This window comes from Bifidobacterium ruminantium DSM 6489, from assembly GCF_000770925.1.
Classification (GTDB): Bacteria; Actinomycetota; Actinomycetes; order Actinomycetales; family Bifidobacteriaceae; genus Bifidobacterium; species Bifidobacterium ruminantium.
The window spans coordinates 43373-67916 of the sequence record NZ_JDTK01000016.1 but is presented as its reverse complement, the minus strand read 5'-3'; the positions used below and the strand labels follow the sequence as shown (position 1 = coordinate 67916).

Annotated in this window: 15 protein-coding genes; 12 read left to right on the top strand and 3 right to left on the bottom strand. The window is 58.4% G+C overall.

Features of this window, described 5'->3' with window-relative positions; genetic code table 11:
• Positions 1-2: 2 nt before the first annotated feature.
• Positions 3-1556: an IS21 family transposase gene (istA, locus tag OU26_RS06905; RefSeq protein WP_026647123.1), complete on the bottom strand. Its 1554-nt coding sequence runs from the start codon at positions 1554-1556 to the stop codon at positions 3-5.
• 185 nt (positions 1557-1741) lie between these two features.
• Between istA and OU26_RS10640 the strand changes: the two genes are divergently transcribed.
• A complete protein-coding gene (locus OU26_RS10640) occupies positions 1742-2188 on the top strand; it encodes an alpha-amylase family glycosyl hydrolase (protein WP_026647124.1) in 447 nt (148 codons plus the stop codon).
• A 248-nt stretch (positions 2189-2436) separates the two neighbouring features.
• On the opposite strand, the gene malQ is transcribed toward OU26_RS10640, so the two are convergent.
• Positions 2437-4611, bottom strand: a complete 2175-nt coding sequence (gene malQ / locus OU26_RS06895; RefSeq protein WP_026647125.1) for a 4-alpha-glucanotransferase — start codon at positions 4609-4611, stop codon at positions 2437-2439.
• A 404-nt stretch (positions 4612-5015) separates the two neighbouring features.
• On the bottom strand, positions 5016-6599 hold the full coding sequence (locus OU26_RS06890; RefSeq protein ID WP_026647126.1) for an alpha-amylase family glycosyl hydrolase: 1584 nt from the start codon (positions 6597-6599) through the stop codon (positions 5016-5018).
• Positions 6600-6838: 239 nt separating this feature from the next.
• On the opposite strand from OU26_RS06890, the gene OU26_RS06885 reads away from it, so the two are divergent.
• The 11 genes from OU26_RS06885 to OU26_RS06835 all read left to right on the top strand — a co-directional run bounded on the left by OU26_RS06885 (position 6839) and on the right by OU26_RS06835 (position 24504).
• Positions 6839-8083 (top strand): extracellular solute-binding protein, encoded by a 1245-nt coding sequence (locus OU26_RS06885; RefSeq protein ID WP_026647127.1) that lies wholly within the window; start codon positions 6839-6841, stop codon positions 8081-8083.
• Positions 8084-8354: 271 nt separating this feature from the next.
• Complete coding sequence (locus OU26_RS06880) at positions 8355-9728, top strand: carbohydrate ABC transporter permease (RefSeq protein WP_081815683.1); 1374 nt, start codon at positions 8355-8357, stop codon at positions 9726-9728.
• Positions 9725-10624 carry a sugar ABC transporter permease gene (locus tag OU26_RS06875; protein WP_026647129.1) on the top strand — a complete coding sequence of 300 codons (900 nt, stop codon included), beginning with the start codon at positions 9725-9727 and terminating at the stop codon, positions 10622-10624. Before OU26_RS06880 ends, OU26_RS06875 begins: the two co-directional genes overlap by 4 nt.
• A gap of 15 nt (positions 10625-10639) precedes the next feature.
• Complete coding sequence (locus tag OU26_RS06870; RefSeq protein ID WP_026647130.1) at positions 10640-12694, top strand: alpha-amylase family glycosyl hydrolase; 2055 nt, start codon at positions 10640-10642, stop codon at positions 12692-12694.
• Between the two features lie 120 nt (positions 12695-12814).
• Complete coding sequence (locus OU26_RS06865) at positions 12815-13609, top strand: HAD family hydrolase (protein WP_026647131.1); 795 nt, start codon at positions 12815-12817, stop codon at positions 13607-13609.
• Positions 13610-13708: 99 nt separating this feature from the next.
• Positions 13709-14515, top strand: coding sequence for a TraX family protein (locus OU26_RS06860; protein WP_026647132.1), 807 nt, complete (start codon positions 13709-13711; stop codon positions 14513-14515).
• A gap of 119 nt (positions 14516-14634) precedes the next feature.
• The gene (locus OU26_RS06855) at positions 14635-15657 is read left to right on the top strand and encodes a LacI family DNA-binding transcriptional regulator (RefSeq protein ID WP_026647133.1); all 1023 of its coding nucleotides are present in this window, start codon (positions 14635-14637) and stop codon (positions 15655-15657) included.
• Between the two features lie 689 nt (positions 15658-16346).
• Positions 16347-20405 carry a SpaA isopeptide-forming pilin-related protein gene (locus OU26_RS06850; protein ID WP_026647134.1) on the top strand — a complete coding sequence of 1353 codons (4059 nt, stop codon included), beginning with the start codon at positions 16347-16349 and terminating at the stop codon, positions 20403-20405.
• Between the two features lie 119 nt (positions 20406-20524).
• On the top strand, positions 20525-22063 hold the full coding sequence (locus OU26_RS06845; protein ID WP_026647135.1) for an isopeptide-forming domain-containing fimbrial protein: 1539 nt from the start codon (positions 20525-20527) through the stop codon (positions 22061-22063).
• 274 nt (positions 22064-22337) lie between these two features.
• Positions 22338-23375, top strand: a complete 1038-nt coding sequence (locus OU26_RS06840) for a Cna B-type domain-containing protein (protein ID WP_237743798.1) — start codon at positions 22338-22340, stop codon at positions 23373-23375.
• A 10-nt stretch (positions 23376-23385) separates the two neighbouring features.
• Positions 23386-24504, top strand: coding sequence for a class C sortase (locus tag OU26_RS06835; protein WP_280641649.1), 1119 nt, complete (start codon positions 23386-23388; stop codon positions 24502-24504).
• Positions 24505-24544 lie beyond the last annotated feature (40 nt).

Sequence of the window (24544 nt, the reverse complement as noted above, 5' to 3'; positions counted from 1 at the left end):
GCTCACCTGCCCATGTTCGCGTAGTAGTCGCCGCCACGCACCCAGCCGCCGGCGCCGTCATCGGATGTTTCCGTCAGCCCGCCGGTCATGTCCTGGCCGGTCTCGAGTATCGGCCTGATGTGCGAGTACCTTGGCGAGGCGACCGACTGCAGGGCCAGCGAGCACGCGTTCTCGAGACGCCGCTCGGAATAGCGTCTCGAGAGCCGCAGCACCGCCAACGCGGGCTCCACCCCCTGGTCGTCGAAGCGCTGCGCGGCGAACAGCCTCCCGACGACGTCCGCGCAGTCCGGTCCGACGCGTTTCGCCCATCGCTCGCAGCGTTCCCGGTCCCATTGCCTCCATCCGGCCTTCCCGGGCAGGTCGGTCTCGTTCGTGCTGTATCGGTTGGCCGCCGTGGCGGGCAGGAGCCTGTGCGTGCAGAGCCTGGAGCCCTTGTGCCACGCCTCGAGCGTGTCGGAGCCGACGCGCAGGTCCACGACGGTTCCGGCGTAGGCGTACGGGACGGAATACCAGTTGCGCGCATACGCGACGTGGCAGTTGGACTGCACCTTCCTGCCGTATATCCAGTCCGCCACCTCGTACGCCGTTCCCGGCAGCGGTATCAGCAGCGGCCTCTCGTCGGACTCGAACACGGACCGTCTGGAGCCGTCGCGTTTCTGGAACGGACGGGAATTGTACTCGTCCAGCCACCCGCGGACGGCCCCGCGCAGCTCGTCCAGCGACGCGAACGCGCGGTCGCGCATCGCTCCCGCCAGCGCCATGGTCGCGTGCCATACCGTGTTCTCCGCTGACGGCTTGTCCTTCGGCCTGCGCACGCGTCCGGGGATCACCGCGGCGGAATAGTGCTCGGCCATGGAGCGGTACGCGTCGTTGAGCACGACCTCGCCGTCGCGCGGATGGCTGATCACGCCGGTCTTGAGGTTGTCGCACACCAGACGTGGCGTGGAGCCGCCGAACCACTCGTACATCGCAACGTGGCACCGCAGCCAGGCGTTCTGCCCCATGTCGAGCGTCGGCTCCACGAACGCGTACCGGCTGAACGGCAGCACCGCTACGAACAGGTACGCCTTCGAAACGTCGCCGGTGACCGGATCGACGATCCGCATGGTCTTGCCGGCCCAATCGACCTCGATGGTGCGTCCGGCCTTGTGCTCGACCCTGCTCGTCACACCGGTCCTCGCCACATACGCGGCGTACTGCTTGCAGAAACGGTCGTAACCCATGCGAGGCCTGCCCGCGGCGGCGCATTCGTCGGCGTACTCGCCGTGCAGGATGCGCAGGGTCACTCCGACACGCGCGAGCTCGCGGTGGACCCTGGCCCAGTCGGGCTGCTCGTACACGCTTTCCCGTTCGCCCCTGCCGGGGAACAGCATCGAGTACACCTCGTCGTCCGGTTTCGTCTCAACGTCCGGATAGGCGATTCCCGCGGCCGCCGAGGCGGCCAGCACCTCGGCCACGCTCTGCCTGGCGATCCCCAACGATCTGGCGATCGCCCGCCCGGACAGACCCTGGTCGTTGAGGCGGAGTATCGCCTTGGCCTTGATTTTCCTTACCATTGTCGGTAACTCCTTTCACCACACGTCCCTCGCATGGTGAAAGGAGCCTAACAACCAGTGGCCTTGATACGCAATAACGGTGGCCTTGAACCGCAATAATCGTCAAAAAGCGCGATCGGCCTTCTTCGGCAATAACAGTGGCCTTGAAACGAGCAAATATTCACTATGCCAATAAAAAAGGTGTCGTGACCGCAAACAACAGGCGTGACGATTGGTGGAAACAGACTGTTGTTTATCAGATTTATCCGCGCAGTTTCAAAGACGTGAATGGTGACGGTTTGGGAGATATTGCCGGTGTCACCGAGAAAATGGACTATTTCAAAGATTTTTCGGTCGACACTGAGGAAGCGGACGACGGCTCCATGCTGCGCCTGTATCGCAAGCTGCTGCAGCTGCGTCAGACGATTCTGACGGCGACCGGTGACACGTCCGCGCAATTGCTGGATGCGGACGATGACGTCGTCGCCTACTCCCGTCCCGCCACGGAAGGCCGTCGTTTCCTGTCCATCACCAATTTCGGCGACGAGCCGGTCGCGCTGCCGGACGATGCGGTCGTCATCGCGCGTTCCGTGCCGTTGACGGATGACGGCAAGCTGGATTCTGACGCTTCCGTCTGGCTGCTGCTCGGATGATCGACTGATCGGTTGCTTGGCTGATTAGCTATCGGCTGAACGGTAGCAACGGTTCCCGCGCAACCAAGAATCGATAGAAAAAGCCCGGTTCCGCTTCGTTGAAACGTTCCGAAGAACGTCCCGACGAAGCCGAACCGGGCTTTGTTATGAGGAAAGGGGATAGGTAAGTCTATTTTTCGGCTCGGTTGCTGCGATCATGTGCGATCGTTCGCAATCATGCAATCATGCAATCGCAGCAACCGAAATCGTCACTTCTCGCCGTTCATGATGGCGGACAGCGACTGCACGCGCGGCAGGCCGAACACCTCGTCGGTGTGCACCACCTTGAGGTCCGGTCCGGCCAGTGGAACACGCCAGTTGGAGTATTCGCTGGACGTGCCCGGTTGGTTCTGCGTACGCGTCTCGCCCACGCCATCCACCAGCGCGGCCTGCAGCAGCACGGACGGCGACTTGAGCAGCATCTTATGCATCGCTTCGACGATTTCCTGGATGTGGCCTTCCACATCGCCCGCCACTTCCGGCGTGATCAGGCCGGACTCCACGAGACGGTCCATCATCGCGTCGCGTTCGGCGGTGGCGGAAGCCTGGAACTCCTCGACCGGGCCGGACAGCAGGTGCAGCTGTTCGCGCAGCTTGACGTGCTCGAACTGCAGGTAGCCGGCGGTCGGCGGCAGATCGTGCGTGGTGACGGAGGCCAGCGCGTACTTGCGATACGTGGACGGATCGGCGTACGGGTCGCCGGCGTTGGGGGAGTCGTCCACGCGGGCGAACCATTCCACCATGCAGCCCAGCAGACCGTGCTCGCCGAGCACTGTGCGCACGTAATCCGGCACGGTGCCCAGGTCTTCGCCGACCACCAGACCGTTCACGCGGGACGCTTCAATGGTCAGGATCGCAATCATCGCCTCATAGTCGTACGTAACGTACGCGCCACCGCGCGCACCCTCGCCCTGCGGAATCCACCACAGGCGGAACAGGCCGAGCACGTGATCGATGCGCACCGCGCCCGCATGGGAGAACATGTTGTGCACCATCTCGCGGTACACGCCGTAGCCGGTTTTGGCCAGATAATTCGGATTGAACGGCGGCTGCCCCCAATCCTGGCCCTGCTGGTTGTAGAAGTCCGGCGGGCACCCCACGGTGACGCTGCCCACGGCGAAACGCTCCGGATTCCACCACACGTCCGCGCCGAGCGCATGCACGCCCACAGCCATGTCCTGCATGAGACCGAGTGCCATGCCGCTTTCACGCGCGGCGTTCTGCGCGGCGGTGACCTGCTCGTCGGCGATCCACTGCAGCCAGCATTCGAAGTCGACCATGTCGGCGTGCTCGCGCATGAGCTCGGCCACTTCCGGCGAATCGCGGTTCGTGTCCTTGAACCACGTGCCCGTCCACGGAGCGCCCCACACCTGGAACGCCACCGACCATGCGGCGAACGCGCGCAGATCCGGGCCAGCGGTCTCCTTGAACGCGTCGAATGCGGCTTGTCGTTCGGTGGAACGCGGCATCGCGTAGACAAGCTTCAGCGCCTCGCGTTTGTGCTCCCAGGAAGCGTTGAGATCAAGCGGCTCGGCGCTGTCGTTGGCAGGCGCGACCTCAGCGTGCAGTCGTGCCACTTCGGCGCGGTCCTCCTCGCTCAGGCCGGCGAATTCCTCGATGTCCTGCGGACGGATGTACGTCACGTTGAGGAAGCGGCGAGATTCCGGAAGATACGGCGACGGTTCCAGCGGCGGCACCGGCGCGGTTGCGTGGATCGGGTTGATAAGCATGAAATCGGCGTGCGATTTGGTTGCGGCGTCGGACAGCAGCAGCTTCAGGTCGCCGTAGTCGCCCACGCCCCAGGATTCGGCGGAACGGATGGAATACATCTGCGCCATCCAGCCCCAACGCTGCTTTTCGGCCACGGCCGGCGGCAGCTCGATGCGTGCCGGCGCGCAGATCAGCGTCGCCTCAGCGTGCAGCGGACCTGCATCGACGGCAAGCGTGTGGTACCCGGCGGGAATGTCATCCGGCAGCGCCAGCTGCAGCGTGCCGTCAGCCGCATCAGCCGGAGCGTTCGTCAGATGCGCGGCCAAATCGCCCTTGTATTGCGTGCCATCCTCAAGCGTCAGCGTCAGTGCGACCTTGTTGCCTTTCGCGCGGATCGGCGTCACGGCTTCCTTGCCGATGAACTTCACGATGGTCGGTTCGACGAGTGTGTCGGCGATGCGCTGCTTGGTCGCCGCGTACGATGCGGCGATGGCCTCGTCGCTCGAAGCGTCCACGCCGAGCGCGGCCAGCACGGAGACAAGCACTTCGTCGCGGATTTCCACGTAGGTGCCGAGCTGGTCGATATACGACGTCGAAATGCCGTTGAGCTTGGCGAGTTGAATAAGCGGTCGTGCGATGCGTTCCGCGCTTTCGGTCTGCGGGGTCTGTGCCATTGGTCCCTTCTTTCCATGCCGTTTTTGCGGCGAATGCTGCGTTGCTTTGCGATGCCGACGCTACGGTGCCGTCGGCGGTCGCACTAGTCAACACTATAGCATGGTATGAAATCGTTCTCAAAGTGTGTTTTATAAGAAAAAATATTGCAAAATAGCCATTTTGTAGCTGTTTAACCGATAGTCAAGTATGGAAATTTGATTTTCTGTTTGCATAACGTTTGCAATGCCCGGCAATGCCACATAATGCCCGATCGCGCCGAATGATCGCCGAATAATTGACGAATAATGCGGACGATATTGAACGGCATGTGGCGCCGCGCTTGGGCGCGCGTTCGGAACATCGCACATCTGAAGCGCGCCCAAGCGCGTCCGCACGGGGTTTCGCAAAGCGTTTGCGAAAGCCTTTATTCGGCTTCGAGTATTGCAAAGCTTTGCAAACCTAACTGCAGAGAAGTGCCGTCGAGCTCGATTTCGCCGATTTTGAAAATCTCGCGGTAATTACCTTTTGGTAACTGCAAAGCTTTGCAATCGCGGCTCGGATTGACCGCCACAATCACCTGCTGCGCATCCGTGGAACGGGCGAAAGCGAACACTCTTTTTCGCTCAATCTCGCGGAACGAGGCGTCGGTCTGCAGCGCCGCGTTGTCACCCTTCACATGCAGCATGTCGCGCACGATATGCCAGAGCGACCCCTCGTCCGCCTGCTGCGCCGCGACGGTCGGCGCGTCGGCCGCGGTGTCGATCGGCAAGTATTCGCCGCCAGTCAGGCCGTCGGACGAGCCATCGCCCCACTGCATCGGCGTGCGCGAACCGGTGCGCACGTAGCCGCCTTCCTTGGTGTGCAGCTGGCGGTACCGCATGCCGATCTCATCACCGTAATACAGGAACGGCACGCCCGGCAGCGAGAACAGCGTGCAGTAAGCCAACGCGATTTCGCGCGGGGAGAGGCGCGGCGCCACTCGTGCGGTGTCGTGGTTGCAGGTGATGAAATTGAAGCTGCCGCCGTAGGCTTCGGCCTCGCGCAGGCGAGGCTCGTATTCGCTTAGAAAATCGCTGATTTTGGTGCCGGAATCCGCGTTGAAGTAGCTGGCGTCGCCTTCGCGGCTCAGCGGGTCGTTGGTGTTGCGCAGCAGCATGTTGTAGCCGTTGGGAATGCCGTCCCAGCGCCAATCGAGGTAGAAATCCATGTCGAAACCGGCTGCCATGGACTCGTTCGGGCGACCCCATTCCGAAACGAACGCGGCCTTGGGAAACTCCGGCCGGATCTGCGCGAACATGTACTGCCAGGTGCGGATCGTATAGGGTTTGCCGTCATCGTCCTTCTTGACGAGGCTGTCGGCCATGTCCACGCGGAAGCCGTCCGCTCCCAGCGAAAGCCAGAATCGCATGACGTCCACCATCGCGTCGCAGGTGGCCTTGGCTTCCGGTCCGAGCGCGGGTTGCTGCCAGGAGCGCGTAGGGTGGGCGAAGCCGTAGTTGAGCGCCGGCTGGCACTTGAAGAAGTTCAATATATACGTGCCGTCGCGGGGCGATTCGCCGCCGACGAACGGCAGCCCGTCACCGCCGGCGATCCACGAATCCGTCCAGATATAGCGGTCGGAGTAGGCGTTGCGTTCGGCTTCGCTGCTGTGGCGGAACCAGTCGTGCTCCTCGCTGGTATGGCCCGGAACAAGGTCGAGGAGCACGTGCATGCCACGTTGATGCGCGGCTTCGAACAGCGCCACGAGGTCCTCATTGGTGCCGTATCGCGCCGCCACTTTCTTGTAGTCGCTCACGTCGTAGCCGGCGTCCTTGAACGGCGATTCGAAGCATGGGTTCAGCCAGATGGCGTTGCAGCCGAGATCCTTGATGTAGTCCAGTTTCGCGGTGATTCCGGGGATGTCGCCGATGCCGTCGCCGTTGGAGTCGGCGAAGGACTGCGGATAGATCTCGTAGAACACGGCATTGGATAGCCACGAGGGTCGGGGGTTGCGCGCGGGGGAAATCATGAGGGTGTGTCTCCATGGTATTTTGCGGTTTGCGGTGTTTCGCTGGAACAATCATAACGCCGAATTGCAAACGTTGGCAGAAACGTGCTACACTAACAAGCACTGATGCATTTTCGGTAGCCCAAATGCGGTCGGCAATCATCCGAGAAACGATGATGTGAACGTATGCAGGGTTTTGGTCCATACCATCCAACCGGAGATGTTGCAGAGCACAAGGATATGTGAGGAAAGGAAGATCAATGAAGATCGATTGGAAGAAGGCAATCGGACTTACTGCTGCTGTTGCCATGCTGGTTCCGCTCGCTGCGTGCGGCGGCTCCGACAATGGTGGAAGCGATAAGAAGGCCTCCGGCACCCAGAACATCACCCTGAGCGTCTGGGCTCCGCAGGAAGACCAGGCCAAGAACACCAACTGGCTGGGCAAGGTCGAAGAGAACTTCGCCAAGGCGCATCCGGAATACAATATCACGTGGAAGAATGACGTGGTCTCTGAAGGCGATGCTTCCAAGCAGGTCAGCACTGATCCGTCCGCGGCAGCCGATGTCTATATGTTCGCTTCCGATCAGTTGGGTGTTCTAATGGACGCCAAGGCCATTGGCCAGCTGGGCACCGACGCTGAGAAGCAGGTGAAGGAACAGAACGGCGACCTTGAGGTCGACTCCGTCACCGGCACCGATGGCAAGCTCTACGGCGTGCCGTACACCGACAACACCTGGTTCATGTACTACAACAAGTCCAAGATCACCGAGGACGAGGCCAAGGACTTCGACGCCATGCTCGCCAAGGCCAAGGTCACCTTCCCGATGTCCAACTCCTGGTATGTGGGCGGCTTCTTCGATGGCCTGACCCTGTTCGGCGAGAAGGGCACTGAGGAGAAAGCCGGCATGGTCTTCCCGAAGGACGGCGCGGACATTACCTCTTACCTGGCCGATGTGGTCGCCAACCCGAACTTCTCCAACGATGATGGCGCTTCCGGCCTGGCCGCAATCAAGGACGGCTCCGCCGACGTGCTGTTCTCCGGTACCTGGTCCGCTAAGGACGTGAAGGAGGCCCTGGGTGACAACTACGCCGCCACCTCTCTGCCGACCTTCACCGTGAACGGCCAGAAGAAGCAGATGAAGTCCTTCGCCGCCACCAAGGCCGCTGCTTACAACCCGAACGCCAAGAACCCGAAGGCCGCCGCTCAGTTCGCAGCTTACCTCGGCTCCACCGAAGCTCAGAAGCTGCACTACGAGATGCGCGCCATCCCGCCGACCGACAAGTCCCTGTCTGATCTGACCACCGACGACATCGCAGCCAAGGCCCAGGCCGACACCATGGCCAACACTGCTCTCCTGCAGTCCGGTCTGTCCGGCATGAACGATTGGTGGACTCCGGCCGAAACCTTCGGCAAGGCTCTGGTCAACAAGGAAATCACCAAGGACAACGCTGCCGCCAAGTACCAGGATTGGGTCAAGCAGGCCGGTGGCAAGATCGCTGAGTGAAATCAGTAATTCTAAAAATCCAATAACTGAAGAATGCAGGGTGGTTGGCACTGCCAAATCCCCCAGCCATCCTGCAGCTTTGAGAGGCGCTTCGAGTCGCGGTGTCTCTCTCCACTTTGCATAGTGGCTCACTCCTCCTCCGAGCTTTGCATTCCCGGGCAAGGTTTTTAAATTCTCCTTCCCCTTGTCCGGGAGCAAAGTTTTTTTTATCTTTCAATATCCATATGAGAGGGCAGTCGAAATGACAGCAACAACTCTTTCCCCACGGGAGATGAAGCGCCTTCGGAAGCAGGGTGCTGATTATGTTTCTCCGTCGCCTTACACGGTAAGGGCGGCGTTCCGGCGTGGTGACCTGTTCACTAAGCTTTCCGCAGTGGTGTTTGGTCTTGGCAATATCGTGCGCAAGCAGTATGTCAAGGGCATTGCCATGCTGGCGCTGGAAATCGCATACTTCGTGTTCATGGCAATCAATGGCGTGGACTATCTTTCCAAGTTGCCGACCTTGGGCACCAATGCAGGCGGCAAGAAGCTGGTCGACGGCTTCTGGGTCTACACCGAACCTGACCGTTCCGTGGTCATCCTGTTGTACGGTGTCGCCACTCTGGTTATCACCGCTGCCTTCATCGGCCTGTGGGTCATGTCCGTGCGCTCTGCATACAAGTCCCAGGTGCTGCTCGAGGAGAACGGCAAGGCTCCGAGCTTCATGGACGATGTCCGCGAGCTGCTCGATGCCAAGGCGCACGTTCTGCTGATGTTCCTGCCCACGCTGGGTATCGCCGTGTTCACCGTGCTGCCGTTGATCTTCATGATTTCAATGGCATTCACCAGCTATGACCACAATCACCTCGTGCTGTTCCACTGGGTCGGCTTTGAGAACTTCGCCAAGGTTTTCTCCAACGACGGCGGAACTGTTAACGCTGCACTGTTCGGACGCGTGCTGGTGTGGACCTTGGTCTGGGCTTTCTTCGCCACTTTCCTGAACTTCTTCCTCGGCATGTTCGTGGCCATGATCATCAACCGCAAGACCACCCACTTCAAGGGTTTCTGGCGCGCATGCTTCTCCATGTCCATCGCCGTGCCGCAGTTCGTGTCTCTGCTGGTCATGCACACCATGCTCCAGCCGCAGGGCGCAGTGAACCGCATGCTGCAGACGTGGGGTTGGATCGATAGTCCGCTGCCGTTCTTCACCAACGCCACTTGGGCCCGTGTCACCGTAATCGTCATCAACCTGTGGGTCGGTATTCCGTACACCATCATGCAGATCACTGGTATTCTGCAGAACATTCCGGCCGATCAGTATGAGGCGGCGAAGATCGACGGTGCCAACTGGTGGCAGATCTTCACGAAGATCACCATGCCGTACATCATCTTCGTGCTCACCCCGTACCTGATTACCACCTTCACGGGCAATGTGAACAACTTCAACGTCATTTACCTGCTGTCCGGCGGCGATCCTACGCCATTGGGCGATTCCGCAGGCTCCACTGATTTGCTTATCACCTGGCTGTACAAGCTGACCGTGGACAAGCAGGATTACAATCTCGGTGCCGTGATCGGCATCATGACCTTCGTCGTGTTGGCCATCGTTTCGCTGATCACCTACCGCAATTCCGGCTCCTATAAGAATGAGGAGGCATTCCGATGAGCAACAAGCATTCCGCAACCAAAGTGGAAAGCCACGGCCTTCTGCACGACCAGAAGATCCGCCGTATCACCGGCGACGTGTTCGCCCACTTGTTCCTGGCCATTCTGGCCGTCATCTGGCTCGTCCCAATCGTATGGGTGTTCGCGGAGTCGTTCAATAAGAACACCGCCCCGTACACCAGCTCCTTCTTCCCGAAGGAGTGGACTCTGGACAACTATAGGGTGCTGTTCACCGACCGCAACGTGTTGGACTTCCCGAAGATGTTCGGCACCACGTTCATCATCGCCTGCTTCACCTGTGCGATTTCTCTGGTCTTCGTGCTCTCCGTGGCATACTGCATGAGCCGTATGCGTTTCCGTGTGCGCAAGACTTTCATGAACGTTGTGCTGATTCTTGGCATGTTCCCGGGTATCATGGCCGTCACCGCCATCTACTTCATCTTGAAGGCCTTGGGCCTGTCAAGCGGCACCATGACTACCGTGGCGTTGATTCTCGTGTACTCCGCCGGTTCCGGCGCTGGCTTCTACGTGATGAAGGGCTATATGGACACCATTCCGACCTCGCTGGACGAAGCCGCCCTGCTCGACGGTTGCACCCGTTTCCAGGTGTTCCATAAGATCATCATCCCGATCTGCAAGCCCATGATCGTCTACCAGGCCATCATCGGCTTCCTGACCCCGTGGCTCGACTTTGTCATGGCCAAGGTGATCTGCCGTACGCAATCCAACTACACCGTGGCATTGGGCCTGTGGCTCATGCTGCAGAAGGAATATATCCAGAACTGGTTTGCCCGCTTCGCCGCGGCCGCGGTCGTGATCTCCGTTCCGATCGCCATCCTGTTCATTGTGATGCAGCGCTTCTACCAGGAGTCCATGGCTGGCTCCGTGAAGGGCTAAAGAAAGGCAAAGGATATGACGCTCGTAGACAGCTTCGCACAGCCGAATACGAGCGTCGCCGAACCGTTCCCGCTGTGTCTGGAACGGCCGCTGGGTGCCGTGGTTACTGAAACCGGCACCCAGTTTGCTCTCTGGGCGCCTTCCGCACAGAAGGTGACACTGCGACTGTTCATGCGCGGCTCTACGGGGGAAGACGGCGACGCTCTGATCGGACAGTACCCGATGCGTTCGGAATCCGATGGTTCCTGGACGTATGATTTCGCCGACAACATGCACGGCGTGTATTACGACTTTTTGATCGAACGCGATTGCGGTTCCGTCGACCGCATCGCCGACCCGTGGGCGTACGGTGCCGGAGTGAACGGTCGCCGCAGCATGGTCGTCGATTTCGATCGCACTAATCCGGACGGCTGGGGAAACGACCGCACGCCCGACGTTCCGCTTGCGCAGACCGTGGTCTGGGAAACGCACGTGGGCGATTTCAGCAACGACCCGACCGGCGGCTTCCCCGAATCGCACCGCGGAAAATATATTGCTTTCACGGACGATGGCACTACGCTGGAAGGCCATCCCGATTTCCCGACGGGCATCGATTATCTGAAGAAGCTCGGTGTGACCGCGGTGCAGCTGATGCCGATCTACGACTTCGGTTCCGTGGACGAAGCCGCCTGCAATCGCTATAACTGGGGCTACGACCCGGTCAACTACAATGTGCCGGAAGGTTCGTACTCCACCAATCCGTTCGACGGCTCCACGCGCATCCGCGAGGTCAAGCAGATGGTGCAGGCGCTGCATAAGGCCGGCATCAAGGTGATCATGGACGTGGTCTACAACCACATGTTCTCCACTGACAACTGGTTCGAGCGCGCCGTACCGGAATATTTCCTGCGTCGCAAACCGAACGGGGCGTTCGCCAACGGCTCCGGCTGCGGTTGCGACATGGCCACCGAACGCAAGATGTTCCGCCGTTTCATTGTGGAATCGGTGACGTTCTGGGCGCGCGAATACCACTTGGACGGCTTCCGCTTCGACCTGATGGGCCTTATCGACGTAGACACCATGAACGCCGTGCGCGCCGCGCTGGACGAGATTCCCGGACGTGGATGCGACATCCTCATGTACGGCGAGCCGTGGTCCGCCGGAGCCACCTCGCCGCTGCCTGCCGACACGCTGCTGGCTGACAAGGGCGGCCTGTCGAAGCTTGACGATCGCATCGGCCATTTCTGCGACACCACGCGTGACACCATCAAGGGCCACGTGTTCTATTCCGACCGGCCGGGCTACGTGAACGGCGGCATGCACGAGAACGCGCCGGCCGTGCGCGAGGCCGTGGATGCGTGGCGCAACGGCAAGCATCCGGAAGGCAAGCCGGGGCAGATCATCCAATACGTCTCCGCGCATGACGACCTGACGCTGTGGGACAAGCTGTGCGCGAGTCTCGCGGTCAAATCGCTGGGCAGCGCGGTATCCGAAGGCGATCAAGAGAATTCCGTGGACGTGCCGAAGGTCATGTACGACGCCGATTTCTCGGACGAGAACCTGGCTTCCCTCGATCCGCGTGTGGCGGCCGCGTTGCAGGACGTGACGAACGCCAACAAGCTGGCCGCGGGCATCACGCTCACCTCCGCTGGCATTCCGTTCATGCTGTCCGGCGAGGAGTTCGCCCGCACCAAGTTCGGCAGCTCCGACTCGTACGATTCCGCCAAAGAGCTGAACTGGCTGGATTGGCATCGTGCGTGGCGCATGCGCGATCTGGTCGGGTACTACGCGAAGCTGATCGCGTTGCGCAAGTCCGATTCGCGGTGGTTCGACGGCGAACGCGAGATCGTCAACACGGAGGGCGACGAGCTGGTATACCGTGTCGGCGATTATCTGGTGGCCGTCAATCCGGGTAAGCATGTCGGCGTGATCGACGTGGGTTCCACGGGTGTGGACCAGATTTCCGGAACCCCGCGCTTCTGGTGCGGCTACAGTTCGTCCAGGGGGTCTATGGAAGGCAACGTGAACACGGGCGACGGCGATTATCTGATCATTCCGTCGCATACGTTTGCAATCTGGCGGCTACAGTAATACTCTCGTTACAGGGAATACCCTCAACAGTAGAGTTACAGCAAACGGCGGCCGCGAAGCTGCGGTCGCCGTAACCGTACGGCAATGGGGCCGGGTGACCAGAAAGGACACGATAATACGATGGGAACCGAAGCGCAGAATTCGCAGCCGAATCCGCGGTACGAAGTGGTGTTTTTCGACCTTTACGGCACGTTGATCGACATCCGCACCGACGAGCAGAGCGACGCCGCCTGGCAGGCGTTGTACGATTGCGTCCGCGAATTGGGCGCGGACTATGGTTCGGTCGAGGAGATGCGTGACCGTTTCGACAAGCTTGAAACGCGTGAGATGGTTCATCAGGCGGATCGTGCAATCGTTCGCAATGGTTGGGACGAGTTCGACATACTGCCGGTCTACCGCTCGCTGCTGATGCACCGCGACGAGGAGTCGGAAAAAAAGCTGGCGTTGCCGCAGGCCGCGTTGAAGGCCGCGTGGGCGTTCCGCCAGGGCAGCACCAGCATGATTCGCTTGTATCCGGGCGTGTTGGACATGATCAAGAAGCTGCAGGATGCCGGCGTGGTCGTGGTGCTGCTGAGCAATGCGCAGGCCTGCTACACGCGTCCGGAATTGGAGATGACGGGCCTGTCGAGCGTGCTGGACGACGTGATCATCTCCAGCGAGGAGAAGATTCGCAAGCCCGCGCGCGACCTGTACATGCTGGCGCTCGACCGCGAGTTCGTCACCGCCAAGCACGCGCTCATGGTCGGCAACGACGAGCGCAACGACATCATCGGCGCCAATTCCGCCGGCCTCGACGCAGCGTATTTCCGCACGGAGATTTCGCCGGCGGACGACCCGCAGGTGTCGGAGCATGCTGTATGTTCTTTCAACGGCGCGGATTACGACGGGCTGCTGAAATTCGTGCTGGACGCGTGAACCGCGTGTGGGGTAAGGACGCGCAAACAACAACGCGCAAGTAAGATGCGCGCAATAAAAATGCGTGGGTAAGAACGCGCATATGAAATAGGAGGACGTATGGAAGGCTATGCCGATCAGGGCACTGGAACCGATTCGACCGATCAGATTGGATTCGGCGCCGCGCGACGCGGCAGGAAGAAGCGCAGTGGTTTGACGGTGTTCCAGCTCAAGGTCATCGGCGCGGTGGCGCTGCTGCTGTCCGCCGGTTCCACCACCATCGTCCCGCTGTTCTTCGGCTCCGACACGAACAACATGACGTCGCTGACCGCGATGGTGCTCAGCGAGGTGGCTTCCTGGTTTGCGATCCCGATCTATGCGTGGCTTCTCGTGCAGGGTTTTCTGAAAACGCATAGCCGTGTTGCATATGGTTTGCAGTTGTTTGCACTCGCCGTGGTGTGCGAGGTGCCGTATGACCTCGCCACATCCGGAAAGACCTTCGATCTGGGCTCTCAGAACCCGGTTTTCGGCTTGTTTGTTGCATTTGTGGTGCTTACGGCGCTCGAATGGGTGGGTGAGCACTATCAGAAGGCCATGAAGGTGGTTTTCTCGGTTCTTCTGGTGGTGGTCGGCCTGCTGTGGGACCTGCTGCTGCGCGTGGGACTGCGTCAGCACATGATGAGCATCGGTGCCGTAACCCTTGGTTTTGCGCTGATTTTCAAGCTTATGCGGCAGTATGAGAACTCGATGATGTTCACCGCCGGCCTGTTCGGCGCGGTGATGATGATCACTCCTGGCGTGGGCGTCGCGTTCGTGCATTACGACAATGGCCGTCTGGGCTATAAGCATTCCTGGACGAAGTGGGTTTTCTACGCTCTGTATCCGATTATTCTGATTATTTGCGCATTTTGTGCAAAACTAGCGTGATTTTTGACAACGTTCGCAGTATGATGGAAACAGATTGAGAGAGCATCGCCGCTCAAACGAATATTTCCAATGCTGGAAACGTTTGTGATTCCGGTGCTGAGGCCGCAAAGGGGATGGAGATGGACAAAGCAGGCATTCGTGAGGTTGCCAAAGCCGCAGGTGTGTCGATTTCCACGGTTTCGCGAGCGTTCACGCGTCCGGAACTGGTTTCCGACCGCACCCGTCGCAAGGTTCTGGAGACCGCGGACAAGCTGGATTTCAACATCTCACGTTCCGCGACATCGTTGAAATCGGGTCAATCGTACCGTGTGGCGATGCTGATGAATGAAGAGATCACTAGCTGGTTCAATACGGAAGTGTTCGCTGGAATCGAATCCGTCATGCATAATGCCGGGTATGACGTATCGCTGTTCCAGCACGTCGACACCGCCGAAAATCGCCGCGACTTCTTCACGAATCTGCCGGTCCGCCGCAACGTGGACGCAGTATTCGTGACATCGTTCGGCGTGGAGCCGAAGGAAATCCAGCAGCTCAAGCGCATCCACGTACCGATTATTGGCATCAATACGCCGACGCAAAACGGCTTCGACGCCACCATCTCCATCGACGATGAGGACGGTATGTTCACCGCCGCCCAGCATCTGATCAATCTGGGGCACAAGAATATCGTGTACGTGTGCTCCGATGCGGTCGATTCCATTAATTCCTCCATCGATGCGCGAGGACAGGGCTTCATCCGCGCCTGCAAGACGATGGAGGCCTCCCATGACTTCAAGTGGCGCGTCGTCTCTGTGCCGCGTGGCAAGACCTTCGCCGACTCGGCGTTGACCGCGCTGCTTGCGTTGGACGAGTTCCCGGACGCGATCTGCTGCCAGATGGATATGATGGCGATTCCGCTGGTGTTGCGTTTGGAGCGTTACGGCCACCACACGCCGAGTGACTATTCGATTATCGGCTTCGACGATTCGCCGTACGCCGACACTGTGAACCTGACCACCATGCGCCAGGATCCGTATGCGATGGGTCGCGCGGCCGCACAAAAGGCCATGAGGCTTATCGAAGGTGAGCCGCTTGAGAACGCGCATGAGATTGTGCGCGCGCAGTTGGTGCTGCGTGGCACCGATTCCGTGTACAGGAAGTAGGATCGGCGCCCCGGTTGACCGGATTGATGCCCCTGGCGGGCTCGATTCCCGGGTGTGATTCCAGGTTTTTCGAGTACGGGGGAGACGGGGCGATTCCGATGCGTGCATCCGGGGGCTTAACTCGTGTTCCGGTTGCGAGGTTGGAACGGAGGGAGCACGGGGTGGCGGTTGGCGCCGGTTTCCCGGGGGTACTATGGCTTGTCTCGGATACGGTTTGCAACCACGGTCGGGACGATAAGAGTCGATTACGGGAAATCATTTCCCCGGATTGATGCGTGATCGCAATGATACTGTTTCATGAAACAGATTTGCATGCATTTGTTTCATTACGCACATTCGGGGGCATAGGTCGCGGCAAATTTTAGCAAGTTTTGAATAATTCTCGGCAAGGCTCAAAAAAACTGAGAACCCAATAAGCACAAAGGATTAGTGCTTGCTGAAAAATGGATGGGGGGGGTGTTTCATTGCTGTAAGGGTGAACATGAGGAAGTGTTTCATTGATTTTCAGTAATGTAAAGGTTAGCATTGCAAATGAATAAGTGGGGTCCGGATGAGGTACCGGAACCGCGATGGGGCAAAGGAAACGTATGCACGCGCAGAGCGTGCAGTGACAGACATTACGCAAGGGATGTCAGCCCTCGAGTTTTGAGGGACTCGAGAGGTTGAGGGCCTTTGCAGGAGGAGACAGGATGAGAAAGTGGCTTAACGGTACCGACAAACACGTACCGCAGCACTATTCAGGAACGCGACCGACCGCCGGTCGCGTGCTTTCGCGTACCCGCTCCCTGACCGCCGCCGCCATAGCGGTAGCCATGATGGCCACCGTAGCAGTAACTTCCCTCCTCCCCGCCTACAATGCCAAAGCTGACGAAAGTCACAATGGCGGCGCAATCTGCACGCCTACCAGCATTTCCCTCGGCACCGATACCGGTAGCGGAACTGTAGATTCCGGAATCGCCACATATGTTGGCGGTGATATGTATGTAGGCCAGAAAGCCTCATCTGGCAATATGAACAATGTCAGTGGCCCGTCAGGTTCATACGCTGCCGAAGCCGAAGGCCTGACCGCGGTGAACGGCAAGTTGCTTATGCACCCACTCAAAGGCGTGTGGACTTCGTATTACACCAGTGGCACGAAGAACGGCTATGTGCAGGATTACAAGGGCTTCCGTTTCGGCATTGTGGGCTTTGGCGGTCAGTATCGTCCGGCAACAGGTTCCTCCACGCTTGAGGTGAGAGGTAATAGCTCCGATAACGACATCAGTTGGGTCGGCAGTGCGCAGGCTTGGGGTAATGCCGGATGGGTCGGCCAGACCAAGACTTCGGAGCCGAATTACACGGCTAACATTGCTGGCGCTTCAACCAACGTGTACGGCGGTTCGTCCAACGATATTCTCGGTGCGTCTTACGGCTCGCAGAATACCGATAAGAACAAGTACAACAATCGCAACTCCGTTTACGTGCCGAGCGATACAAGAGGTACCGTCAACTGGAATCAGAACGATGATCAGATTGGTTCCACCGGTCAGACATTCACTGGGTTCGGCTTCTATATCAAGACGTTATCGGAGGATCTGAGTGACCTCAGCAAGCAGCAGTCAAGCAGCGTCTACGTGGCTGATGCGACAACCTCTTCAACTAACGACCAGAGCAACCTCATCCGCACGAAGTTCGATGGAAGCTATACCTTCTCCATCAACAACGTGCATGAGAAGATCATCAAGTTTGTAGGCAATGGCACGTCTTCCATGCAGGTGTTCAATCTGCCGGCAAGCATGCTTAACGATTCCTTGTCGTATACCGGCGTGAGCTTTAGCTTCTCGAATATTCCGGACACCTCTTCCGTGGTCATTAATGTGACCGGTGGGGATGTGGACTTCCACAATGGTTGGCGGTTCTGGTGGACCGATATGAATAATCAGACTGCGGAGTTGGGCGGTTCCTATACAGAAGCTGCCTATGCCAAGCGTGCTCAGCAGATTATGTGGAACTTCGCGGATGCGAGCAGTGTAATCATCCGCGGTGGTCAGGGTAGCGGCACTACTACGCGTACAGGAGAGAATTCCATGGTGGAACGGAACGATGGCGTATGGGCCGGCTCGTTCCCCATGCAAACAGAAGATGACCCGGCTGCGGGTATGCTCGGTAGCATTCTCGTACCGAACGGTAGCTTTGAATCGCATGTGAGCACCAACGGCCGCGTATGGGTCGGTGGATCGTTCGCCATGTACAACCCTGATGCGGTGGGCAACACCAATAACGGTACGTTCTACCCGTTCATAAACTATGAACGAAGCCATTCCGCTTCGGCTCTGGACATGGATCAGGAACGTCACAACCTCCCGTGGAACGGTTCATATTCTACTTCTTGTGCGGCAATCGCATGGGACAAGGTGGATGACACCGCTGAGCACAAGGCTCTCGGCGGAACCAGCTGGACCGTGTACGGCAAGAAGGAAGATGCGGTAAACGGTACGAACGCTCTCGCCACCATCGCAGATGACGGTTGGAACGATGCTGCTGCTGCGGAAGGTTCGTTCCAGCTGGGCAACCTCGCCAAGAACGGCACTTACTTCCTTAAGGAATCCGGCACAGTCGAAGGTTACGCGCAAAACACCAATATTTACCAGATCAACACTGGCAGCACCACTGACGCTGTGAGTACCATTGCTAGCGTTTTCGATAGCGACGGTAATGAAATCACTGCAGAAGCAGACAGGCTGCTGACCAATGGCAAGATCGTCAATAAGAAGACGGGCTCTTCGATTACATGGCAGAAGGTCGACGGCACCGACAACAACACGTTGCTGGCCGGTTCAACGTGGACGCTCTCCAAGATGAACGGCAATACTGCTGAGCAGTCTTGGGACATTACTGACGACCAGTCCGGCACAGAGGTTAAAAGCATTACGATTAGGGATGCAAACGGCGAAGTTGTCCCATCTGATACGACTATTACGTTTGAGGGCAACAATTCGCAGACGTTTACCGCAACTGCGTACGACCAGCAAAACCAGGTGATCACTGGTGCCAAGCTGACTTGGTCTTCCGACAACGCCACTGTCGCGTCGGTTGACCAGAACGGTACCGTCACTCCGACCGGCAACGGCAATACCACTATTACCGTGAAGTCGGCTGATGATAAGGTCACTGCATCGTTCACTGTCAATGTTTCCGGTGTGACCGTAGAGACTTCCGTGTCGATTAAAGACTATACCAATGATCAGGAAATCAGTCTTGAGAAGGGCAAGACCCTTAATCTGATTGCTTCTGTGGCTCCTGAAAGCAACACTGTTACATGGTCCACTTCCCCCAATGCGGATAACGTCTCGCTGAGCGCCACCACCGGCACCAGCGTCACGTTGACCGCGAATAAGGTGACTTCTTCGCCGGTGACGATCACGGCGAAGGAAACTCGTACGGGCAAGACCGTCACCCTGAGGGTGAACGTGACCAAGCCGCCGGCAACCACCACCACGGTGTTCTTCAAGATGCAAGATAACTTCATCCAGAATAATGGTCAGAAGCTGTTTCTTGAATGGAAGACCTCGAACGGAAACTGGCCTGCAGACAACGGCGATCAGCCGAACAGAAAAGAGATGACGGTTGCCAGTGGCTGCAATGGTTACGTGTCGTACACCATTAACGAGGTCATGCCTACCAGCGCCAGTTTCCGAATCCGCAGAGATAAGGCAGGCTGGACTACGTCGCAATCCTTCTATCGTCCCGATGAAAACAGTGGCTTTGCGTTCAACGGAGGCGACATTGTGACGTTGAACACTGCAACTGAGATACTTGACACTGCGCCCTCCGGCTGCGCCGTCACCTCCACCGCCGCGTACCGCAGCCGTGGTGTTGCTGCTCGTAGTGGTGAACATCGCGCGGTCGCAGCCGTGCTGCGCACACAGGGCAGCGTGCTGGCTGTGGCGAACGAGTCTAACGACACCAAGGCAGATGAAGATACCGCAGCCGGCAAGTTCAAGGTTTCCGACCTTGAGGACGGCACGTACCATCTGCAGGAGAAGACCGCCCCGAACGGTTACGAAGTGTCCGAAACGGTGTACACGATCACCATCGCCAACGGATCCGCTACTTGGAATCCGGCGTTTGGTCCGGACAATGCTGACAACAAGATTGCGAACACCCGTAAGACCGGTGCCGTGACTTGGACCAAGGTGTCTTCGGATACCAACAACTCTGAGCCGCTTTCCGGTTCCGAATGGACCCTCAAGCAGACGAAGGCCTTCTCTTGGGCTGATGGCGCAGCCAAGTACGCCGATGTCACTCCGGCCACCACGCTTGGCACGGTCACCGACTGCGTGGATGAGCAGAACGGTGTTGCTAAGTGCTCTACCCAGACCGGTGTATATGTTGATTTGAATGGCGACTCCGGCAAATTCAAGATCAGCGGCTTGGGCTGGGGTGAGTACGAACTCGTCGAATCCAAAGCGCCTGATGGCTACGATCTTGATAACACTCCTCACAAGTTCCGTATTGGCCCGCTGGAAGGCGGCAACATCGCTGGCAATTGGTACGCGAACACCGACTTCAATACTGAAGGTACAAGCGCTTACAACGAGCAGACCACGTTCACTGTCAATGGCGGTGCCATCAAGAACAAGCCGGGTGTGATTCTGCCGGGGACCGGTGGAGCTGGCGATTATTGGATTTACGCGGCGGCTTTGGTGGCTGCGTTGATAGGTGTTGTTGCGGCTGGAATGGCCCTCAAGGTCAGGAGGCGGCAATGATGAACTCGTCTAGGGGAAGGGGGCTGGACCGTAGCGTAGCGACCCAATGCCCACTAGGCAATAACTGAACACACATAACTGAAGATTCAAGATTTCAAACAAGAAAGAAAGGGAGAACAATGAATAAGGTTCTCAAGGGCCTCGTCGCTGTGGCAGCCACCGCGGCAATGGCCGTCGCCGGTTTCGCCGGCGCCGCCAGCGCAACCGCCAATGAGCCTGCCTCTGCGAATTATTGGATCACTGTCCCCGAGACTGATACTCACACCTATGATGCATACCAGATCTTCAAGGGCGATCTGAATGATGATGGAACAGTGCTCAGCAATATCACTGCTGGTTCCGACTTCAAGGAAAATAATGCGGCCGGCACTGACGGTGCTGATCTGACTGCTGCTCAGGCTGCCGAAAAGATTGCTACTGGTACATATGCGGATGACACTGCCAAGCTGACGGCAATCCAGGCTTTCGCCGAGCTGGCCACTGTGTATGGTTCCGTCTCCAAGGATGCTCCGCTGTCTGCTGAACCGGGCTACTACCTGTTCAAGGACAAGGATTCCACTGCAGGCAAGGATGATGCAGCCACGCTGTTCATCGTCAAGGTTGTTGGCAACCAGGAAATCGAGCGTAAGGCCGATCAGCCTTCTGTCGAGAAGAAGGTCCAGGACACCAACGACACCACCGGCGAGACTTCCGGTTGGCAGGATTCCGCCGACTATGATGTGACCGACAAGGTTCCGTTCCAGCTGACCGCCACTCTGCCGACCGACGCCACTGATTTTGCGGCATATAAGACCTACAAGCTGGTGTTCCACGATAGCCAGTCCGAAGGTCTGACTTTCAACAATGACATCACTGTCAAGTACGGCGATACGGAAGTTTCTTCCGATTTCTACTCTGTTGAAACCACTGATCTTAACGAAGGTGAAACCTTCCGCGTCACCATCAATGATGCGAAGACCGTCAAGGGTACGGATGGTCAGCCGATTGCTGTTACTGCAGGCGGCAAGTTCACTGTTGCATATTCTTCCACTCTGAACGAAAAGTCCATTATCGGCGCTCAGGGCAACCCGAACAAGGTCTCGCTGGAATACTCCAACAACCCGAACGCGGGTGGCGAAGGCGAAACCGGTAAGACTTCGGAAGATACCGTCATCGTTTTCACCTACCAGCTGGATGTCAACAAGACCTTCAACGCTACTGTCAACGACAACGATCTGCCTGAGTTCACCCTCTACAAGAAGGTTGGCGCTTCTGGCGACTACACCAAGGAAGTCGCTAAGGTCAAGGTTGTCAAGAACTCTGATGGCAAGTACGTCGCTTCCTTCCCGCGCGTGGACGACGGCCTGTACAAGCTCGTCGAGACCAAGGTGCCGGGCGGCTTCAACAAGGCAGACGATACCTACCTTGAAATCAAGGCTACCCATGATGAGAAGGCTGAGAACCCGGCTCTGAAGGACCTGACTATCACTGTCAAGAATGTGGAGACTAAGGGTAACACCGCCACTGGTACCGTTGCCACTAGCGTCGTGAACAAGAAGGGCTCCAACCTCCCGTCCACCGGTGGCATGGGCACTGTGCTGCTGTACGTGGCTGGTATCGCCGTGTTCGTGCTTGCTGGCGCGACCCTGGTGATGGCTCTGCGTCGTCGCAATGCCTGATCCCCCGGATTCCATAAGAATCTGAAGTAACCATGCGAAACCCGTGAGCCGCGTTGACGCAAGTCAGCAGCGGCTTACGGGAATCGCAATACATAATTTAAAAACTAAAAATTAAATAATAACTGAACCCACATATGCTGGGCTGGACCACCTCAATCCCTTGTACACTGCCTAATTTTCTTGAGTATCCAGCCTGGCTCCATATATTTTCCGGTTTGCCGTTGGGGGCGAATCAAACATGCTTACTTTCCAATCCACAGAAGAGGGGTCGGCAATGAAGGAACGCACGATCGCAAGCCGCGTCATCGCCGCATGCTGCGCAGTCGCTGCCACATTCGCCGCGGCAGCCTGCGCATTCACTACTCGCGATGCCGTCGCGGCTCCAACAACAGACTCTGCCAGCGGCAGCATCGCCATTTCGTACCACCATAAGAGCTCGGATTCCGAAACTGGCGACGATTCTACCAACTTCGCCATTTCGGACGCCAGCTTCAACCTCTACAAAGTCGGACAGATCCCGGCAAGCGGCGGCGCCACCTTCGAACCCGTCGCACCATTCACCGACTCCACCGCCTACCCCGTCGACTGGTCGAAGATGACCGGCAAGGACGCGCAGACGTGGCGAGACATGGCCAACACGCTCGCCGGACTCATCGCAGTGAACCAACCCGACGCCACGGCAACCGGTGTCACCAACGCCTCCGGGCATCTGACCTTCACCGGACTGTCCGACGGCCTGTACTTGGCCGTGTCCGACAGCGTTGACGTGAAGGTCGCCAACGCCTCCGGAAAGAACCAGACATGGACGTGCTCTTCCGGCAGCATGCTCGTCGCAGTGCCCGAAGACGGCGTCTCCGGCGGGTCGCGTGTGCTGAGTATCGAACCGAAAACCGAATGTGTGGCGCAACCGCCGAAAACCGTGGAACGCACCGTGCGCAAAATCTGGAATGACCGGAACAATTCCGACGGCAAGCGCCCCGAATCCATCACCGTGAAGCTCCTGCGCGACGGCGAGCCCGTGGAAAACGTGAAGCTGAACGAGTCCAACAAGTGGACGCACACGTGGACGGATCTCGATGCAGACCACGAATGGACCGTGGTCGAAGCGGCGGTGCCCGACGGCTACACCACCATCTCCGATGTGGAAGGCGACTCCACTGAAATCACCAACACGCACACGCCACCCACCACGCCGGACCAGCCGCACACCGGCGCCGACGTGCAGCAGGCCGCTTGGATTGCCGTGGCCATCTTGGGCGCGGGCTTGGTGCTGCTGATCGTTGCCAAGACGGCTTTGTGGAAGCGGGCGTAGCATAAATAACGTGACGGATGAATCGGACGCCAAGCCAGCTGCGCAAGTCGAATTGGATGCGCAGGTTAAACCGGGTGCGCAGGTTAAACCGGCTGCCAAGCATAAGAAATCGAATGCGCTGTTCAATGTGATGATTGCCATTTCCGCAATCGCCATGATCGGTGCGCTGGGCCTCATCGCGTATCCGACATTCAGCGACTGGTGGAACCGCATGCACCAGTCATACGCCGTGGCAGGCTACGTGGAACAAACCAAAGACATGTCCGGCGCCGAACGCAAAGCCATGCTGAAAGCGGCGCACGAATACAACGAACGGCTCGCCGCGAACGGCGATCGGTGGCACATGACCGACGAGCAGAAGCGCGAATACGACGAGACGCTCGACGTGACCGGCACCGGCATCATGGGATACGTGACCATCCCGCGCATCAAAGTGAAACTGCCCGTCTATCACGGCACAAGTGACGGCGTATTGCAGATCGCCGCCGGACATTTGGCCGGCACATCGCTGCCCGTAGGCGGGGCGACCACGCACGCGGTGGTCTCCGGGCACACCGGACTGCCGAGCGCACGACTGCTGACTGGCCTCGACGAGCTTCGCAAGGGCGATACATTCGCATTCCACGTGCTTGACGAAACCTACACGTACCAAGTGGATCAGATCTCAGTGGTGCTGCCGAGCGAAATCAGCAAGCTGAATATTGAGTCCGGGGCCGATTACGCGACGCTGATCACGTGCACGCCGTACGGTGTCAACTCGCACAGGCTGCTCGTGCGAGGGCACCGAATTCCGAACCCCAAAGTGCCAGACAAGACGCAATACGACGAGCCGGGCGAAATGACGGCCGTGGCGGCGGCGGTTGTGGGGCTGCTGGTGCTGATTGTTGGGTGCGCTCTCGTGTGGCTGGCCGGGCTGTGGCGGCGTTCGTGGTTGATCCGGCATGGGCAGGTGGCCGGTGCCGCGATGGTGGGCGGTCGGCGCGGTGTTGGTGCGGCTGGCGCTGTCTCTGGCGGTGGTGTCTCTGGTGGTTCGGTTGATGTTGGTGTTTCCACTGATGCCCCTGCTGGAGGAGGTGCGAAGACTGGTGCGGCCGGCGGCCCGCGTCACTCGTCCGGCATGCGCGCGTAATCAATTTTCGTTGCACTGAGACGGTTTTTGAACCCGATTT

Excerpts from the sequence above, each read along its gene's own strand:
- OU26_RS06850 (WP_026647134.1), top strand. The coding sequence starts at position 16,347 with ATGAGAAAGTGGCTTAACGGTACCGACAAACACGTACCGCAGCACTAT.
- istA (WP_026647123.1), bottom strand. The coding sequence starts at position 1,556 with ATGGTAAGGAAAATCAAGGCCAAGGCGATACTCCGCCTCAACGACCAG.
- OU26_RS06855 (WP_026647133.1), top strand. The coding sequence starts at position 14,635 with ATGGACAAAGCAGGCATTCGTGAGGTTGCCAAAGCCGCAGGTGTGTCG.
- OU26_RS06875 (WP_026647129.1), top strand. The coding sequence starts at position 9,725 with ATGAGCAACAAGCATTCCGCAACCAAAGTGGAAAGCCACGGCCTTCTG.
- OU26_RS06865 (WP_026647131.1), top strand. The coding sequence starts at position 12,815 with ATGGGAACCGAAGCGCAGAATTCGCAGCCGAATCCGCGGTACGAAGTG.
- malQ (WP_026647125.1), bottom strand. The coding sequence starts at position 4,611 with ATGGCACAGACCCCGCAGACCGAAAGCGCGGAACGCATCGCACGACCG.
- OU26_RS06840 (WP_237743798.1), top strand. The coding sequence starts at position 22,338 with ATGAAGGAACGCACGATCGCAAGCCGCGTCATCGCCGCATGCTGCGCA.
- OU26_RS06860 (WP_026647132.1), top strand. The coding sequence starts at position 13,709 with ATGGAAGGCTATGCCGATCAGGGCACTGGAACCGATTCGACCGATCAG.
- OU26_RS06890 (WP_026647126.1), bottom strand. The coding sequence starts at position 6,599 with ATGATTTCCCCCGCGCGCAACCCCCGACCCTCGTGGCTATCCAATGCC.
- OU26_RS06885 (WP_026647127.1), top strand. The coding sequence starts at position 6,839 with ATGAAGATCGATTGGAAGAAGGCAATCGGACTTACTGCTGCTGTTGCC.
- OU26_RS06845 (WP_026647135.1), top strand. The coding sequence starts at position 20,525 with ATGAATAAGGTTCTCAAGGGCCTCGTCGCTGTGGCAGCCACCGCGGCA.
- OU26_RS06870 (WP_026647130.1), top strand. The coding sequence starts at position 10,640 with ATGACGCTCGTAGACAGCTTCGCACAGCCGAATACGAGCGTCGCCGAA.
- OU26_RS06880 (WP_081815683.1), top strand. The coding sequence starts at position 8,355 with ATGAAGCGCCTTCGGAAGCAGGGTGCTGATTATGTTTCTCCGTCGCCT.